This is a genomic window from Saccharothrix sp. NRRL B-16314 (assembly GCF_000716595.1).
Taxonomy (GTDB): Bacteria; Actinomycetota; Actinomycetes; order Mycobacteriales; family Pseudonocardiaceae; genus Actinosynnema.
Window position 1 is genome coordinate 677,931 of the sequence record NZ_JNXC01000001.1, and the last position, 16,193, is coordinate 694,123.

Here is a 16,193-nt window from a genome sequence, read left to right on the forward strand (position 1 = left end):
GTGTCGCGGAGGTGCACGTCCTCAGTGCCGGACCGGTTCGGTCGCCTCGGTGGTCAGCTGCGTCAGGAGCTGCTGGACTTCGGACTCGCGGAACCGGCGGTGGCCGCCCGGGGTCCGGATCGAGCCGATGCGGCCCGCGGTCGCCCAGCGGGTCACCGTCTTCGGGTCTACCCGGAACAAGGTCGCGACCTCACCCGGTGTGAGCAGCCGTTCCCCCTGGTGTCCCTGCGTCAAGGTCACAGTCAATCCTCCCCGGTGGCGAACAGACGTACCGGACGCATCGTGGCATCCCACCCGTCGGGTACTCGAACGCTTGGGTGATGGTAAAGAGGTAGTAAGGGACGAAGCGCGCGGTTCGGACATGCCGCCCGCGGCGTGCGCGAACGCCCATGGGCCTACCCTGTGACCGGTGGACGCTCTTGATCGCCAGATCATCGCCGCCCTGCGGGAGAACGGTCGGGCCACCTACGCCGACCTGGGCCGCAAGGTGGGCCTGTCGGCCTCCGCCGTGCACGAGCGGGTCGGCAAGCTCGAATCCACCGGCGTGATCGTCGGCTACCACGCGGTGGTCGACCCGAGCGCCGTCGGTCTCGGCGTGACCGCGCTGGTCAGCATCCACCCGACGGACACGGCGGACGACGACGAGCTGGCACTCGCGCTGGCCGAGCTGGTCGAGGTCGAGTCGTGCTACCGGGTGGCGGGTGACGAGTCGTTCATCGTCAAGGTGCGGGTCGCCACGGTGGACGACCTGGAGCGCGCGCTGGGGCGGTTGCGGCGCATCCAGGGCGTCGCGCGCACCCGCACGACGGTCGTGCTGTCCACCCGGTTCGAGGGCCGTCCCAACACCGCGGCGGCCGGTCCCGCGGGCGACGCGTAACCTGGTGAACCGTGCACCTGGGTCGTGATGTGACGCTCTACATCGGCGCGCGCCTGGGCATGGTCGCCGCGGTCACCGCGCTGCTCGTGCTCGCCAACGTGCCGCTCCTGGTCGCCCTCGCCGTCGGTGTGGTGGTGGCGCTGCCGCTGTCGCTGTTCGTGTTCCGCGGGTTGCGGACGCGGGTCGCGCAGGGGCTGGAGGAGAAGCAGGCCGTGCGCCGCGCCGAACGCGAGAAGCTGCGCGCCCAGTTGCGCGGCGACACCACCGCCTGACCCCGGCTCCCCGCTAGACGACCAGCAGGATCGCCCCGCCGAGGTTCGCCAGCACCATCACGGCCAGCACCGCGCCGACCTTCGTGCTCCCGCGCAGGTGCAGGGCCAGCGCCAGCACCCCGATCGGCAGCGTCACCGGTCCTCGTTCCCGGTGCGCCACGCGGACCGCGCCGAACGCCACGCCCAGCGGGCTCAGGCCGAGCTCCCGGGCGCCCTCCACGTCGGCCCGCCACTGCTCCAGGTAACGGTCTCTCTGCGCCTGTGGGAGCAGCGTGGCCGCCGCTCTGACCACGGCCAGGGCGAATCGGGTCATCGGGCGGCCTCCGGTCGGGTCGCGGGCACGGGCCTGGCCTTCTTCGCGCACACCTTGATCGCCTCGCGGGCGCCTCCGGGGGTGAGCACGTACATCCGGCGGCGCGGGCCGCGGCGTTCGCTGTCGTCGTCCCAGGACGACGTGACCCACCCGGCCCGTTCCAGGCGGTCGAGCAGCGGGTACACGCTGCCGGACGGGCGTCCGGTCAGCTTGATGATCTCCAGGCCCCAGCGCGGCTGGTCGCTACCGAGCAGCACTCCCAGCACGTCGACCGTGGCCCCTCCGATGCGTCCGAGTGGCTCCACGCCTTCAGTCTACCTATGTAGATTAAGGCTTGTCCACCGGTTTGGGCGCTGTGGAGGTGGCCAGTTGGTAAGTACCGTTCTGATTCGCCACCACGTAATTCTGTGGCAATCCCCGGTATTCCAAGTGGTGAAAGGGCATCCCTGTGATTCGTGCTCTTCGATTAGCCGGCGCGTTCGTGCTGGCGTTCGGTCTCTTGGTCCCGTCCCTGAACTCCGCCGCGGCATCCGATCTCGCCGCCACCTCGTCCGTCGACGCGCCGCGCGTCGCCGCCGGCCTGGCCGAAGCCCTCGGCCGCGACCTCGGCCTCACTCCCGACCAGGTGCGGACCCGCCTCGCCCAGGAGGAGAAGGCCCGCGCCGTCGAGGACACCGCCCGCAAGGCCCTCGGCGACGCGTACGCCGGCAGCTGGTACGACGACCGGTCGGGCGAGCTGGTCGTGGCCGTCGCCGGCGTCGCCTCCGCCGATCTGGACGCGAAGGTCGTCCCGGTCGCGCACACCCTGGCCGAACTCGACTCCGCGAAGGCCCGCATCGACCGCCTGGCGGGCAAGGCCGCGCCGGCCGCGGTCAACGGCTGGTACGTCGACACCCGCACGAACACCGTGGTCGTCACGGTGAACCGCACCAAGCTCGACCCCGCCGCCCGCGCGTTCGTCGCCCTGGCGAAGTCCGCCCACGGCGCCGTGCGCGTCGTGGAGGAGGACCACTCGCCGAAGCCGCTGGCCGACGTGGTGGGCGGCTGGCCGTACTGGATCAACTCCGCCGGCCGCTGCTCGGTCGGCTTCTCGGTCTACGGCGGCTACGTCACGGCGGGCCACTGCGGCCGTCCCGGCGACGTCACCAGCGACGGCAATGGCGCCGTGCTCGGCTCGTTCGCCGCGTCCTCCTTCCCGGGCAACGACATGGCCTGGGTGCGCACCAACGCGGGCGTGACCCTCTGGGGTTACGTCGAGGGCTACGACGGTTACTGGTACTACGTCCGCGGTTCGGCGCAGGTCCCGGTCGGCTCGGGCATCTGCCGTTCGGGCTCCACCACCGGCATGTGGTGCGGCACGATCGTCGCCCGCGGCCAGACGGTCAACTACCCGCAGGGCGTGGTCTACAACCTGACCCGCACCACCGTGTGCGCCGAGCCCGGTGACTCCGGCGGGTCGTGGCTGAGCTCGAACCAGGCACAGGGCGTGACCTCGGGCGGCTCGGGCAACTGCTCGTCCGGCGGCGTGACCTTCTACCAGGAGGTCAACCCGATCCTGTCCACCTACGGCTTGTCGCTGATCCTGTCCTGATCCGCGGTGGCCACGCCGGACGGTCCGCAGTGGGCCGTCCGGTCGGTCACCCGGCGAACGCCGCGACCGCTTCGCCGGACAGGCGTTCCACCACGTCCCGGAGTTCCAGGTCGCTCAGCCAGTGCGGCGGGATCGCCTCCACGCCGTCCCGCGCGCCCAGCAGGTTCCCGCACAGCGCGCCGGTCGAGTCGCTGTCCCCGGAGTGGTTGACCGCGAGCAGCAGCCCGTCCGCCAGGTCGCGCGCGGCCAGCGCGGCCAGCACCGCGATCGCCAGCGCCTCCTCGCCGACCCAGCCGCCGCCCAACGCCGTCTCGATCACCTCCGGCGTCGGCCGCACGCCGCTCGTGCCCAGGTCCACGGCCAGGTCCAGCAGGCTCGACTGCTCCTCGTGCCCGTCCCACGTGACCAGCTCCGCGCGGGCGACCTCGATCGCGGACAGCAGCGGCACGCCCGCCAGCACCTGCTGCACGAGCACCGCCAGCACGCCGGCCGACAGGTAGCCGCTCGGGTGGCCGTGGGTGAGCGCGCCGGTGGCGGCGGCCAGGTCGAACACCTCGTGCACGTCGTCCGACCACAACGCCACGGGCGCCGCGCGCATCACCGCGCCGCAGCCCTTGGAGTCGTTGATCGGCGTGTCCACCGTGCCCAGCACGCCCGAGCGGAGCGCGGTCAGGCACGTGTTGCCGGGTGCGCGCAGCTGGTGCAGCTCCGGCACGTCCAGCAGCCACCCGTCGGGCCTGACGTCCGGACCGCCCTGCGTGCGCAGCCACCGCCCGTACGCCACGCGCACCTCGTGCACGGGGTCGCTGCCGCGCTCCTTCGCCAGCAGCAGGCCTTCCAGCGTGAACAGGGTCATCTGGGTGTCGTCGGTGATCGCGCCCAGCCTGCCGTAAGCGGGCGCGTAGTCGGTGAGACCCGAGGGGCCGAAGCGGCCCCGGATGCGGTCGATCCGGTCGAACTCGATCGAACCGCCCAGGGCGTCGCCGACGGCGCCCGCCACCAGGCTGCCGGTGAAGGAACCGCTCGCACGTGAGGTCACGTCGCAGAAGTTATCGTGCCGACGTGACGACTTCGGTAGACCGATGTAGCTCCCAGACCCGGGAATGGGTGTGCGAGGCCGTCCGCATCATCGAAGCGGACGCCAACCGCAGCGCCGACACGCACCTGCTGCACTTCCCCCTCCCACCGGAGTGGGGAATCGACCTGTACCTGAAGGACGAGTCGACCCACCCCACCGGCTCGCTCAAGCACCGGCTCGCCCGCTCGCTGTTCCTGTACGCGATCTGCAACGGCTGGGTCGTCGGCGGCACGCCGGTGATCGAGGCCTCGTCCGGCTCGACAGCGGTGTCGGAGGCCTACTTCGCACGGCTGCTCGGCCTGCCGTTCATCGCGGTGATGCCCCGGTCGATCAGCCGGGAGAAGGTCGAGCTGATCGAGCGCCAGGGCGGCCGGTGCCACTTCGTGGACGAGCCGGGCGCCATCTACGACGAGTCCCGGCGGCTCGCGGCGGAACTCGGCGGGCACTTCATGGACCAGTTCACCCACGCCGAGCGGGCGACGGACTGGCGTGGCAACAACAACATCGCCGAGTCGGTGTTCCAGCAGATGTCGCTGGAGGCCGCGCCGGAGCCCGAGTGGGTGGTGGTCGGCGCCGGCACGGGTGGCACGAGCGCCACCATCGGCCGGTACATCCACTACCGGAAGCTGCGGACCCGGTTGGCGGTGGTGGACCCGGAGCACTCGGTGTTCTACGACGCCTGGTGCGACGGTGACCAGTCCCTGACCGGGACGCGGGGCTCGCGCATCGAGGGCATCGGCCGGCCGCGGGTGGAGCCGTCGTTCATCGGCAACGTCATCGACCGGATGATCAAGGTGCCGGACGCGGCGTCGGTGGCGACGATCCGGCACGTCGAGGAGGTGCTGGGCCGTCGGGTCGGCGGGTCGACCGGCACGAACCTGTGGGGCGCGTTCCAGCTGATCGCGGAGATGCGGGCGTCCGGGTCGCGGGGCAGCGTGGTGACGTTGCTGTGCGACGGCGGTGAGCGGTACGGGCACACTTACTACGACGACTCGTGGGTGGCCGCGCAGGAGATGGACCTGGAGCCGCACCTGGCCACGCTGAGCCGATTCCGGTCCACTGGCAACTGGTCCGGTTGATTCAGACCACGCGGGAACGCACGGCGGCCGTCGTGCGTCCCAGCGTGATCGGTGTGCAGGAGGGGGTTTGCGGTGAGCGCGTGGCGGACGGCGGAAGTGCTCACGGCCGAGGACGTGCTGGCGAGGTCGGTCGCCGACGCCGAGAAGGCGATGCGCGAGGCGGCGAAGCTGCGCCACCCCCAGCGCGAGCCGTCGGCCGAGGACGTGCGGCGGGTGATGCAGTTCGCCAAGTCCAACGAGGCGTCGCCGGAGCTCCAGGCGCTGCAACGGCGGATCGCGGGCGGCTACCTGAGCTGGCGCCAGGTGCTGATGGGTGAGGCCTCCGCCGACCGCGGCGTGAAAGCGGCCCTCGAAGCGGACCGCGACAAGCTCGCCGCGCTGTGCCGGGGCGAAGAGCGCCGCGTGGCCCCGCCCAAGCCCAAGCCGCGCGACGACGACGAGCCGATGTCCTTCACCGAGGACGCCTGGTAGCCGGCCCCTGGTCCGGCTGGGTCACGACCGTCCGCAACGAGTCGCGCAGGTCTTGCGCGGCCTGAGGGCTGAGCGACGCCAGGAACGCGCGCTCGGCCTCGTCGGTGGCCTCGGTGGCCCGGCGGAGGGTGTCCTGCCCGCTGTCGGTCAGTTCGACCACGTTGCGGCGTCGGTCCTCCACGTCCGGATGACGTGACACCAGGCCCTTGCCTTCGAGCGCGTCGAGCAGCGCGACCATCGTCGTGCGGTCGATGCCGAGACGCTGCGCCGCCTGCTGCTGGGACATCGGCTCACCGCCGGCGAGCGTCAGCAGCACGCCCAGCTCGCGACCTTCGATGCCGTACGGCGTCAACGCCCGCGCGGTCAGCTCGGCCATCCGGAAGTGCGCGTGCTTGAGCAGGTAGACGAGGTTCCTGCGCAACTCCGGGCCCGGCCCGTCTTCCCTTGCCACCCGCCGAGCCTATCGCTAGCCTGATCGTCAGTAGGACTGATAATCAGTCGAACGACAGGAAGGCGGGGCGATGATCCTGGTCACCGGAGGTCTGGGCTTCATCGGCTCCCACACCGTGCGGGCGCTGCTCGACCTGGGCGAGGGCTGCGTGCTGGTCCAGCGCCGAGCCGCCGAGGTGCCGGCCGACCTCGCGGACGAGCGGGTGGCGGTGGAGCGGGCCGACGTCACGGACCTGGCGGCGCTCCTCGACGTCGGCACCCGGCACGAGATCACCGGCATCGTGCACCTCGCGGGGTCGATGCCCTGGCCGCCCGGCGGGGACGAGCCCGTGGAGGCCACCCGGGAGGCGATCGGCGGGCTGCTCAACATCTTCGAGGCCGCCCGGACCTGGGGCGTGCCCCGCGTCGGCGTCGCGAGCACGATCGGCGTCTACTCGGGCGTCGCCGGTGCGGGCGCACTGCGTGAGGACATGCCGCTGCCGCTGACGTCACCGCACGTGATCCCCAGGTTCAAGAAGATCGGCGAGCTGCTCGGCGAACACCTCTCCGCCGCGACCGGCATCGAGGTCGTCGACTACCGCATCTCCGGCATCTGGGGACCGCGCGAGCCGCACGGAGCGTTGTTCTTCGCCGCGCCGGCGCTGATCCACGCCGCCGCCCGCGGCACCGAGCCGGACCTCTCACCGCTCCACGGGACCGCGCACGCGGAGGACGCGCTCGACCTCTGCTACGTGAAGGACTGCGGCCGGGCCATCGCGCTGTTGCAGCTCGCGGACCGCCTCGACCACCGCACGTACAACGTCGCCTCCGGTCGTGCGACGTCCAACGCCGAGATCATCGCCGCGATCAGGAACGTCGTCCCGGACGCGAAGGTCGACCTGCCGACCGGTGGCAGGGGCGGTGCGAGCTACCTCGACATCAGCCGCATCCACCGGGACACCGGCTACCGCCCCGCCTACGACACCGAGCGCGCGGTCGCCGAGTACATCGGCTGGCTGCGTGCGGGCAACGCGCGCTGAGCGCGCCAGCCCGGGAACAACGTCAGCCCCGGAGCAACGTCAGCCCCGGAGCAACGTCAGGCCCGGAACAACGTCAGGCCAGGAAGAGCGCGGCGGGGACGGTGATGCCCCAGACGAGCATGGCGAGGCCGGTGTCGCGGAGGACCGGGATCAGGTCGTGGCCCTTGCCGCCCATGACGACGCGGCGGGCGCCGAGGATCACCAGCGGCAGGGCCAGGAAGCCGATGAGGGCCAGCGGAACCCGCAGGCCGAGCACCGGCGTGATCAGGAACGGGATCGCCACCAGGGCCACGTAGAGGCGGCGGGAATCCTTGTCCCCCAACGTGGTCGCGAGGGTGCGCTTGCCCGCCTGGACGTCCGTCGGGATGTCGCGCAGGCTGTTCGCGATCATCACGCCGGTGGAGAACGCGCCCATCGCGATCGCGCCGCCGATGCCGATCCCGGTGATCTCGCCGGTCTGCACGTACAGCGTGCCGAGCACCGCCGCCGGCCCGAAGAACAGGAACACGGCCAGTTCGCCCAGACCCGAGTAGCCGTAAGGCTTCCGGCCGCCGGTGTAGAACCACGCCGCGGCGACGCACACCGCGCCGAACGCCACCATCCAGTACCGGCCGGACAGGAAGATCAGCACCAAACCGGTCGCCGAGGCGACGCCCAGGGCCGCGAACGCCGCCGCGCGCACCGCCTTGGGGTTGGCCGCACCGGACCCGACCAGCCGGAACGGGCCGACCCGGTTGGCGTCGGTTCCGCGAATCCCGTCGGAGTAGTCGTTGGCGTAGTTGACGCCGATCTGGAGCGCCACCGCCACCGCGAGCGCCAGCAGCGACCAGGTCGGGTTGAAGCCGTCGATGTGGTCCGCGGCACCCGCACCGACCAGAACTGGCGCGATCGAGTTCGGCAGCGTGCGGGGGCGGGTCCCCGATACCCACTGGGCGACTGTGGCCATACCGGACATCCTCCGACATGGTCACCGGGGACCCGCCCCCGGGTGCTTCTGCCGAGCCGCAGGCTGATCAGCAGGCGGTGGCGCCGGTGACGCCCGACACGTACGCCCGTGCGACGTACTTGCCCGTGGCGATCCGGAACCAGATGCTCGACGTGCCCTGGGAGCCCGTCACCGTCTGCCCGGTGAGCTGGCACTCGACCCGCACCTGGGCGTAGTTCGCGGCCAGGCCGACCTGCGTGGCCGCCGAAGTGGCGCCGCTGCGCACGTTCAGCGGGTCGCCGGCGGTGCGGACGTAGCCGGCCGGGCCCGAGCCGGTCCACGAGTACGTGACGGTGACCCAGGAGTTGTCGCTCAGCTTGAGGCCGTCCCAGAACGTGCCGTCGGCCAGGTCGATGCCGGCCGGGTTGGCGACGACGCGGCCGAACTGGTCGCGCCCGCCGTTGTAGCCGTCCTGGTACGCGGCCTGTGCTTCCGGCTTGCCCTGCGGCAGGTCCTTCCACATCTCACGGGTGGACGACGGGTTCCAGTAGTCGTCCTTCGTGTTCCACGGGCCGACGTCCCACACCGGCGCCCACTCGCAGCGGCCGTTCCCCGCGCACACCCGGACGCTGTACGTGCCGGTGCCCTTGGCGGACAGGCCGCGCCGGGACGGCAGGGCGACGAAGTGGTCGCGGCTCACGATCACGTGGCCGTTGGCCGTGGTGCCGCCGACGAGGCCTTCACGGGTGGCGTAGACCCGGTAGGACCGGCCGGCCGCCTGCGCCTCGACGTCGGCGGTCCTCGGCGCGGTGAACGCCCTGAGGTCGACCCGGCTGACCTCGGGCGTGGCCTTCTCGGCCGTCAGCGCCAGCCGGACCTGCACGGTCGTGACGGCGGTCGGCAGCACGGCCGGCTCCTCCGGGCGTGCCTCGACCCACTCGGTCCACTGGTCGTCGCCGAGCGCGCCGCGGACGTCCACGGCGAGTTCGGCGCCGGCGGGGACGTGGCTCTTGACGGTCGCGGCCACGGCGTTGACGGGGGAGTCGAACGTGCGCGGGTCGAGTTGCAGGAACCCGGTGCGCACGGCGGCCCGCGCGCTGGCGGGCGTCGGCGCGGCGCGGTCGAGGCGCACCGTGCCGTGGTGGGAGGTGACGCCGTTGTCGTCGGCGTTCACGGTGGAGAGGTCGGCCGTCCACTCGCGGTCGCCCTCGGCGGCGGCGGGCGCCGCCAGTCCGGCGGTCAGGACGGTGGCGACAGCGAGCGGTATCAGGTAGCGCCTGGTCATCGCAGCACTCCTCGTCCGGACACGCGGTGCGGAGGGGACCGCGGCAGGGCCGCGTGTCACGGCGTGCCGAGCCAATCGCCCGGAGTAGTTAGCTGTCAACCAACAACAAGGCTAACAAGACAGAAACTCACCCAAACGAGCTAGCGACCGCCTTCCGATCCACCTTGCCCGGACCGCGTTGTGGCAGTTCAGGCACGAAAACCAGACGCTTCGGCATGGCGAACCGACCGACCTCCTCACCGACCGCCGCGCACAGGTCGTCCGCGTCGGGTGGTGCACCGGGATCGTCCGCCACGACGGCCGCGGCCACCACTTGACCCCATTCCGGGTCGGCCAGCCCGACGACGCACGCCTCGCGCACGCCGGCCTGGGCGGTGAGCACGCGCTCGACCAGGGCGGGAGCGATGTTCTCCCCACCGCTGATGATCACGTCGTCGGCGCGGCCCAGCACCTCCAGCGCGCCGTCCGACCCGATCCGCCCCAGGTCACCGGTGCGGAACCACTCCCCGAACCGCTCGCCGCCCTGGTAGCCGAGGGCGAGCACCGGGCCGCTGACCTCGACCCGGCCGTCGGTCAGCCGGACGTGCACGCCGTCGAGCGGGAGGCCGTCGTAGACGCAGCCGCCGGACGTCTCGCTCATGCCGTACGTGGTGACGACCCGGACGCCCAGCCGGCGTGCGCGGTCGAGCAGGGCGGGCGGGGTGGCGGCGCCGCCGATGAGGACGGCGTCGAACTCCCGGACCGCGGCCAGCCCGGGGCCGTCGATGGCGACCAGGCGGGCCAGCTGGGTGGGCACGAGGGCGGTGTAGTGGCGGCCCGGTGCGGCGAGGACGGCGTGGGCGGCGGTGGCGAAGCCGGAGGCCCGGAAGCCGGTGGCGAGGTCCATCACGCCGGGTTCGGTGCCGGCCACGACGGACCGGACGAGCACCTGGACGCCGGCGATGTGCGTGGTGGGGAGCGCGAGCAGCCACGTGCCGGGTCCGCCGAGGCGGGCGTGGGTCAGCTCGGCGGAGGTGGTGAGGGCTGCCGCGCTCAGCAGAACGGTCTTCGGCTCACCACTGGACCCCGAAGTCGGCACGGCGACGGCAGCGCCGGTTTCCCAACCCCGGAGGGGCGGGAGCGGGCGGTCGGACGGCTGGGCCACCAACACGTCGGCGCGATAACAGCTGCCGGACGGTGCGAGCACAGCGCGCAGTCGATCGACGGTGATCATGGCGGTCAGTAGTAGTACGGGTAGTCGGACCAGTCCGGGGGGCGCTTCTCCAGGAAGGCGTCCCGGCCCTCCACCGCCTCGTCCGTCATGTACGCGAGCCGGGTCGTCTCACCGGCGAAGATCTGCTGGCCCACCAGGCCGTCGTCGATCAGGTTGAACGAGTACTTCAGCATCCGCTGCGCGGTGGGCGACTTGCCGTTGATCTCCTTCGCCCACTCCAGCGCCGTCGCCTCCAGCTCGGCGTGCGGCACCACGGCGTTGACCGCGCCCATTTTGACCATGTCCTCCGCGCTGTACGTCCGACCGAGGAAGAAGATCTCCCGGGCGAACTTCTGGCCCACCTGCCGCGCGAGGTACGCCGAGCCGTAGCCGCCGTCGAAGCTGCCGACGTCGGCGTCGGTCTGCTTGAACTTCGCGTGCTCCTCGCTCGCCAGCGTCAGGTCGCACACGACGTGCAGGCTGTGGCCGCCGCCGGCCGCCCAGCCCGGCACCACCGCGATCACGACCTTCGGCATGAACCGGATCAGGCGCTGGCACTCCAGGATGTGCAGCCTGCCGGCGCGTGCCGGGTCGACGGTCTCCGCCGTGTCACCCGACGCGTACTGGTACCCGCTGCGCCCCCGGATCCGCTGGTCGCCGCCCGAGCAGAACGCCCAGCCGCCGTCCCGCGCCGACGGGCCGTTGCCGGTGAGCAGGACGCACCCGACGTCCGAGCTCATCCGGGCGTGGTCCAGCGCGCGGTACAGCTCGTCGACGGTGTGCGGGCGGAACGCGTTGCGCACGTCGGGCCGGTCGAACGCGATGCGCACCGTGCCCTGGTCGACCGCGCGGTGGTAGGTGATGTCGGTGAAGTCGAAGCCCTCGACCAGCTTCCAGCGGGTGGGGTCGAACAGCTCGGAAACGTCCTGATCTGCCACGGCACGGACAATATGCCTGCGCCGAAGCTGAGGGCCGGCCCGGTTGCCGGCGGGTCGGGACGACGGGTCGGCGCTGGTGGGGCATCCCGCCCCGAACCCCTCGAACACGCGTTCGCTCAGCAAGGCGAATCACCTGATCGCGCACTGCGCGACAATGGTTCGGTGAACCCGTCCACCGCGCAGGCCACGGTGCTCGTCGACGAGCTGATCCGCAACGACGTGCGGCACGTCGTGCTGAGCCCCGGATCGCGCAACGCCCCGCTGTCCTTCGCCCTGCACGAGGCCGCCGCGGCCGGACGCCTCACCCTGCACGTCCGCGTCGACGAGCGCACCGCCGGTTTCCTCGCCCTCGGCCTGGCCAAGGGCGGCAACCAGGTCACCGCCGTCACCTGCACCTCCGGCACCGCCGTGGCGAACCTGCACCCGGCGATGCTGGAGGCCAGGCACGCGGGCGTCCCGGTCATCGCCCTCACCGCCGACCGCCCGGTCGAGCTCTACCGCACGGGCGCCAGCCAGACCGTCGACCAGCAGCGCATCTTCGGCATGGACACGCTCCAGTTCCCCATCGCGGAACGCCGGGAGAACCAGAACGGCCTGTGGCGCTCGCTGACCTGCCGCGCCGTCGTCACCGCCCGCGAGCAGGGCCCGGTGCACGTCAACGTCCCGTTCCGCGAGCCGCTGGTGCCCGACCGGGACGACGACTGGCCGGAGAGCCTGGACGGACGGCCGTTCGACGTGCCGTGGACGCGCGCCATCCCGCGCACCACCACCTCGCTGCACCCGGCCGACCACCTCGGCCCGCGCACCCTGGTGATCGTCGGCGACACCGATCACGACATCTCCGACCTGGCCGAACGCGCGGGCTGGCCGGTGGTCGCCGAACCCACCGGCCACGGCCTGCGCCACGGCGGCCTGCTGCTCAACGCGGGCGACCTCCCCGACCACCTCACCCCGCGGGCCGTCGTGGTGGTGGGCCGGGCGACCCTCTCCAGGGGTGTGCTGAGGCTCATCGCCCGAACACCGGTCGTGCACGCCCTCTCCGACGACCTCGACTGGCCCGATCCCCAGTTCACCGCCACGCACACGTCCACCGACCTGGCGCTGGGCGAGCACGAGGTGGACGACGACTGGCTCACCGCGTGGCAGCACGCGGACAAGGCCGTCGCGGACCTGGTGGACGACCTGCTCGCCAAGGAGCCCTGGCCGACCGGCCTGCACGTGGCCCGCGACCTCGTCGCCGCGGTGCCCGCGGGCGCGAGCCTGTTCCTCGGCTCGTCCAACCCGATCCGCGACGTCGACCTGGTCGCCGCGCCGCGCCGCGACGTCCGGACCTACGCGAACCGCGGCGTGGCGGGCATCGACGGCAGCGTGTCCACCGCCGCCGGCATCGCGCTGGCCCAGGGACCCACGTACGCCCTGATCGGCGACCTCACGTTCCTGCACGACGCGAACGGGCTGATCGTCGGCCCGCACGAACCGCGCCCCGACCTGACGGTCGTCGTCCTCAACGACGACGGCGGCGGCATCTTCACGTTGCTGGAGCAGGGCGCGAAAGAGCACGGGACCGCGTTCGAACGCGTCTTCGGCACACCGCACGGCGTCGACCTGGCGGCGTTGTGCAAGGCGCACCACGTGCCGCACACGACGGCGCGGACGCCCGAGGAGTTCCGACAGGCACTCGGTGTGCCGAACGGAATTCGCGTGGTGGAAATCCGGGCGGAGCGGAACGAATTGCGCGAACTGCACACCCGGTTGAAGAGCGCGGTGTCAACCGCATTCCACTGGTCGGAGGAATCCTACTGACGGGGGTACAGACCGTCAGGGTGCCGGACTAGTTTCGCCGCATGTCCCTGAGAGCCAAGCTGACCCTCGGTACCGCCACCGCGGCGTCCCTGCTCCTGCTCGCCGGCACGGCGACGGCGGCCGAACCGGGAGCACCGGGCATCGGCGACCCGTACTACCCGAACGCGGGCAACGGCGGGTACGACGTGTCGCACTACGACATCAGGCTCAACTACCAGCCGGCGGACGACAACCTCTCCGGCACGACGACGATCCTGGCCAAGGCCACCCAGAACCTGAGCCGGTTCAACCTCGACTTCCTGCTGAAGGTCAGTTCGGTCCGGGTCAACAACAAGGTCGCCGAGTTCTCGCAGTCGGGCGGCGAACTCGTGGTCGACCCGCGGGGCAACCTGAACAAGGGCGCCCACATGACCATCGTGGTCACCTATTCCGACACGCCGTCCGCCTACGCGGTCGACGGCTACACGTCGTGGAAGCGCACCCCCGACGGCGCGCTGGCGATCGACCAGCCGGACATCGCGCCGTGGTGGTTCCCGAGCAACAACCACCCGACCGACAAGGCCAGGTTCGACGTGTCGGTGGCCGTGCCGACCGGCGTCGAGGTGATCTCCAACGGCATCTTCAACGGCACCGCGCAGCAGATCAACGGCTGGACCCGGTGGCGTTACCGCAGCTTGCAGCCGCAGGCGACGTACCTGGCGTTCATCGCGATCGGCCAGTTCGAGATCCGCCAGTCGACCGCGCCGAACGGCCAGCCGGTGCTGAACGCGTACTCGGAGCGGCTCGGCGCGGACTACGACGCGTCGGTGGCGAGCATCGAGCGCACGCCCGAGATGACGGAGTTCCTGGAGACGCAGTTCGGGACCTACCCGTTCGAGGCGCAGGGCGGCGTGGCGACGCCGGGCATCGGCTTCGCGCTGGAGAACCAGACCCGGTCGACGTACGACGGCGGCTTCTTCCGCCGTGGCGCGAACACCTACGTCGTGGCGCACGAGGTGGCGCACCAGTGGTTCGGCGACTCGGTGTCCGTGCGGGGCTGGAAGGACATCTGGCTGAACGAGGGCTTCGCGAGCTACGCGGAGTGGCTGTGGTCGGAGCACGTCGGCGAGGGCACGGTCCAGGAGAACTCGGACTACGTCTACTCCCTGTACCCGGCGGACAGCCCGTTCTGGCAGGTGCTCCCCGGTGACCCGGGCGCGCCGAACCAGTTCCACGGCGCCGTGTACGACCGCGGCGCGCTGACCGTGCACGCGTTGCGCGGCGAGATCGGCGACGAGGCGTTCTTCAAGCTGCTGAAGCAGTGGCCGAGCGAGAAGCGCAACGGCAACGCGTCGACGGAGGAGTTCATCGCGTTCGCGGAGAAGCTGTCCGGCAAGCAGTTGGACGAGCTGTTCCAGACCTGGCTGTACACGCCGGCCAAGCCGGCCGTCGCGCCGGGCGCCGCCGGGTTCGCCGCGCGTGCCGCGACGGTGACCGAGCCGAAGGCGTTCCAGAAGATCCAGGAGACGCACGAACTGCTCGCGGGCCACCACCACTAGGCACCGGGCACTGGGCGCTGGGCAAGAGACTGCGGGGCCGTCCCTCACCAGGGGCGGCCCCGCGTCGTGCGTCGGTCACATGCCTTCGAGAGCTTCGCGAAAGGGCAGCATCTTGGCGTGCGCCTCCCGCACCTCGGAGTCCGGGTCGGACTCGGCGACCAAGCCGCAGCCCGCGTACAGGCGGGCCGTGCGGCCCTCCACCTGGGCGCAGCGCAGCGCGATGCCCAGCTCGCCGTCGCCGTTGCCGTCGATCCAGCCGACCGGACCGGCGTAGCGGCCCCGGTCCATGCCTTCCAGCTCGTCGATCATGGTGATGGCGTCGGCGCGCGGTGTGCCGCCGACGGCGGCCGTGGGGTGCAGCGCCTCGCCCAGCGCGAGCAGCGACGGCGTGCCGCTGAGCGTGCCGATCACGTCGCTGGACAGGTGCGAGACGTTCGGCAGCCGCAGCACCGACGGCCCGTCCACCGACATGGTCGAGCAGAACGGCCGCAGCGTCTCCACCAGCGACGTCACCGCGTACTCGTGTTCGTCGAGGTTCTTGCCGGACGACAGCAGCGCGGCGGCCAGCTCGTCGTCGGACATCCCGTCGTGCGGCCACGTGGTGCCCGCGAGCACGCGTGAGTCGACCACCGACCCGCTGCGGCGCAGCAGCAGTTCCGGGGTGGCGCCGATCAGGCCGTCCACGGCGTACACCCAGCACTCCGGGTACCGGCGGGCCAAGCCTTCGAGCACGAACCGGTGGTCGATGTCGATGTCCGCGACGGCCAGCAGGTCGTGCGCGAGGACGACTTTGTCCAGGTCACCGGCCCGCATCCGGTCGACGGCGGTGCGCACGGCCTCGCGGTAGCCCGTGACGGGCACCTGCCCGTCGGCGTAGCGCACCTCGGTCGGCCTGCGCACCGGCTCGACCCGCCACCGGCCGCCGGCGCCGATCGTGGTGGTCCAGCTGTGCCCGTTGCGGCGGCCGACGACCACCTCCGGCACCACCAGCACCGAGTGCCCCGGCCGGTCGGAGAACGCCATGCTCAGGAACGCGACCGGGCCCGTGCCCGGCACGTCGAGCTCGTCGTCCACCTCCAGCTCGTCGGTGAACTCCCGCCACCAGCGGTCCGCCGCCGCGAACCGGTCCGGCCCGGAGGCCTCGAACCGGGCCGCCTCACCCCACCCGACCAGGCCTGATCCGTCCCGCACCCAGCTCAGCGCACCGGTCGGCGCAGGCAGCCTGCCCAGCAGGTCGTAGCCCGCTGCGCGCCTGGTGTGCGCGCGCAGCCGTTCTCGGGTCCGCGAGGCAGGAGCTGTGGTCACGGCTTCGAGAGTATGGAGTCGTCGCTGAGATTCGACGCGTAGGCCGCCCTAGACTCC

General features: G+C 71.7%; 18 protein-coding genes. 8 read left to right on the forward strand and 10 right to left on the reverse strand.

The features are described from left to right. Window positions 1–21: 21 nt before the first annotated feature. Window positions 22–240: a BldC family transcriptional regulator gene (locus OQ02_RS03350; protein WP_442973567.1), complete on the reverse strand. Its 219-nt coding sequence runs from the start codon at window positions 238–240 to the stop codon at window positions 22–24. A gap of 169 nt (window positions 241–409) precedes the next feature. On the opposite strand from OQ02_RS03350, the gene OQ02_RS03355 reads away from it, so the two are divergent. Continuing rightward, complete coding sequence (locus OQ02_RS03355; protein WP_033436624.1) at window positions 410–877, forward strand: Lrp/AsnC family transcriptional regulator; 468 nt, start codon at window positions 410–412, stop codon at window positions 875–877. An 11-nt stretch (window positions 878–888) separates the two neighbouring features. Next, entirely contained in the window at window positions 889–1,149 is a 261-nt protein-coding gene (locus OQ02_RS03360; protein WP_033436625.1) for a DUF4229 domain-containing protein, read from the forward strand. Between the two features lie 13 nt (window positions 1,150–1,162). Here OQ02_RS03360 and OQ02_RS03365 read toward each other — a convergent pair whose 3' ends face one another. Beyond that, on the reverse strand, window positions 1,163–1,462 hold the full coding sequence (locus OQ02_RS03365; protein WP_033436626.1) for a hypothetical protein: 300 nt from the start codon (window positions 1,460–1,462) through the stop codon (window positions 1,163–1,165). Continuing rightward, entirely contained in the window at window positions 1,459–1,767 is a 309-nt protein-coding gene (locus tag OQ02_RS03370; RefSeq protein ID WP_033436627.1) for a PadR family transcriptional regulator, read from the reverse strand. The genes OQ02_RS03365 and OQ02_RS03370 overlap by 4 nt, the downstream gene beginning before the upstream one ends. Window positions 1,768–1,910: 143 nt before the next feature. Here OQ02_RS03370 and OQ02_RS03375 point away from each other — a divergent pair, with 143 nt between their 5' ends. Further along, window positions 1,911–3,053, forward strand: a complete 1,143-nt coding sequence (locus OQ02_RS03375) for a S1 family peptidase (RefSeq protein ID WP_081915346.1) — start codon at window positions 1,911–1,913, stop codon at window positions 3,051–3,053. Window positions 3,054–3,099: 46 nt separating this feature from the next. Here the strand turns inward: OQ02_RS03375 and OQ02_RS03380 are convergent, their stop codons facing one another. Further along, window positions 3,100–4,092, reverse strand: coding sequence for an ADP-ribosylglycohydrolase family protein (locus OQ02_RS03380; protein WP_033436629.1), 993 nt, complete (start codon window positions 4,090–4,092; stop codon window positions 3,100–3,102). Window positions 4,093–4,160: 68 nt separating this feature from the next. Between OQ02_RS03380 and OQ02_RS03385 the strand changes: the two genes are divergently transcribed. Then, window positions 4,161–5,210 carry a PLP-dependent cysteine synthase family protein gene (locus OQ02_RS03385; protein WP_081915347.1) on the forward strand — a complete coding sequence of 350 codons (1,050 nt, stop codon included), beginning with the start codon at window positions 4,161–4,163 and terminating at the stop codon, window positions 5,208–5,210. 72 nt (window positions 5,211–5,282) lie between these two features. Beyond that, window positions 5,283–5,681: a hypothetical protein gene (locus tag OQ02_RS03390; protein WP_033436631.1), complete on the forward strand. Its 399-nt coding sequence runs from the start codon at window positions 5,283–5,285 to the stop codon at window positions 5,679–5,681. Here OQ02_RS03390 and OQ02_RS03395 read toward each other — a convergent pair. Continuing rightward, complete coding sequence (locus OQ02_RS03395) at window positions 5,662–6,132, reverse strand: MarR family winged helix-turn-helix transcriptional regulator (protein WP_051771613.1); 471 nt, start codon at window positions 6,130–6,132, stop codon at window positions 5,662–5,664. The genes OQ02_RS03390 and OQ02_RS03395 overlap by 20 nt on opposite strands. Window positions 6,133–6,202: 70 nt before the next feature. Between OQ02_RS03395 and OQ02_RS03400 the strand changes: the two genes are divergently transcribed. Further along, window positions 6,203–7,150: an NAD-dependent epimerase/dehydratase family protein gene (locus OQ02_RS03400; protein ID WP_033436632.1), complete on the forward strand. Its 948-nt coding sequence runs from the start codon at window positions 6,203–6,205 to the stop codon at window positions 7,148–7,150. Window positions 7,151–7,223: 73 nt separating this feature from the next. Here the strand turns inward: OQ02_RS03400 and OQ02_RS03405 are convergent, their stop codons facing one another. From OQ02_RS03405 to OQ02_RS03420, 4 genes are all read right to left on the reverse strand, one after another. Further along, the gene (locus tag OQ02_RS03405) at window positions 7,224–8,096 is read right to left on the reverse strand and encodes a 1,4-dihydroxy-2-naphthoate polyprenyltransferase (protein WP_033436633.1); all 873 of its coding nucleotides are present in this window, start codon (window positions 8,094–8,096) and stop codon (window positions 7,224–7,226) included. A 67-nt stretch (window positions 8,097–8,163) separates the two neighbouring features. Then, window positions 8,164–9,360 carry a hypothetical protein gene (locus tag OQ02_RS03410; protein WP_051771616.1) on the reverse strand — a complete coding sequence of 399 codons (1,197 nt, stop codon included), beginning with the start codon at window positions 9,358–9,360 and terminating at the stop codon, window positions 8,164–8,166. Window positions 9,361–9,487: 127 nt separating this feature from the next. Continuing rightward, complete coding sequence (gene menE / locus OQ02_RS03415; protein WP_081915348.1) at window positions 9,488–10,573, reverse strand: o-succinylbenzoate--CoA ligase; 1,086 nt, start codon at window positions 10,571–10,573, stop codon at window positions 9,488–9,490. 5 nt (window positions 10,574–10,578) lie between these two features. Then, the gene (locus OQ02_RS03420; RefSeq protein WP_033436634.1) at window positions 10,579–11,490 is read right to left on the reverse strand and encodes a 1,4-dihydroxy-2-naphthoyl-CoA synthase; all 912 of its coding nucleotides are present in this window, start codon (window positions 11,488–11,490) and stop codon (window positions 10,579–10,581) included. A 162-nt stretch (window positions 11,491–11,652) separates the two neighbouring features. On the opposite strand from OQ02_RS03420, the gene menD reads away from it, so the two are divergent. Together menD and OQ02_RS03430 are read left to right on the forward strand one after the other, a co-directional pair. Continuing rightward, complete coding sequence (menD, locus tag OQ02_RS03425) at window positions 11,653–13,293, forward strand: 2-succinyl-5-enolpyruvyl-6-hydroxy-3-cyclohexene-1-carboxylic-acid synthase (RefSeq protein ID WP_033436635.1); 1,641 nt, start codon at window positions 11,653–11,655, stop codon at window positions 13,291–13,293. 41 nt (window positions 13,294–13,334) lie between these two features. Beyond that, the gene (locus OQ02_RS03430; protein WP_033436636.1) at window positions 13,335–14,831 is read left to right on the forward strand and encodes a M1 family metallopeptidase; all 1,497 of its coding nucleotides are present in this window, start codon (window positions 13,335–13,337) and stop codon (window positions 14,829–14,831) included. Window positions 14,832–14,906: 75 nt separating this feature from the next. On the opposite strand, the gene OQ02_RS03435 is transcribed toward OQ02_RS03430, so the two are convergent. Beyond that, on the reverse strand, window positions 14,907–16,136 hold the full coding sequence (locus OQ02_RS03435) for an isochorismate synthase (RefSeq protein WP_033436637.1): 1,230 nt from the start codon (window positions 16,134–16,136) through the stop codon (window positions 14,907–14,909). Between the last annotated feature and the right edge of the window lie 57 nt (window positions 16,137–16,193).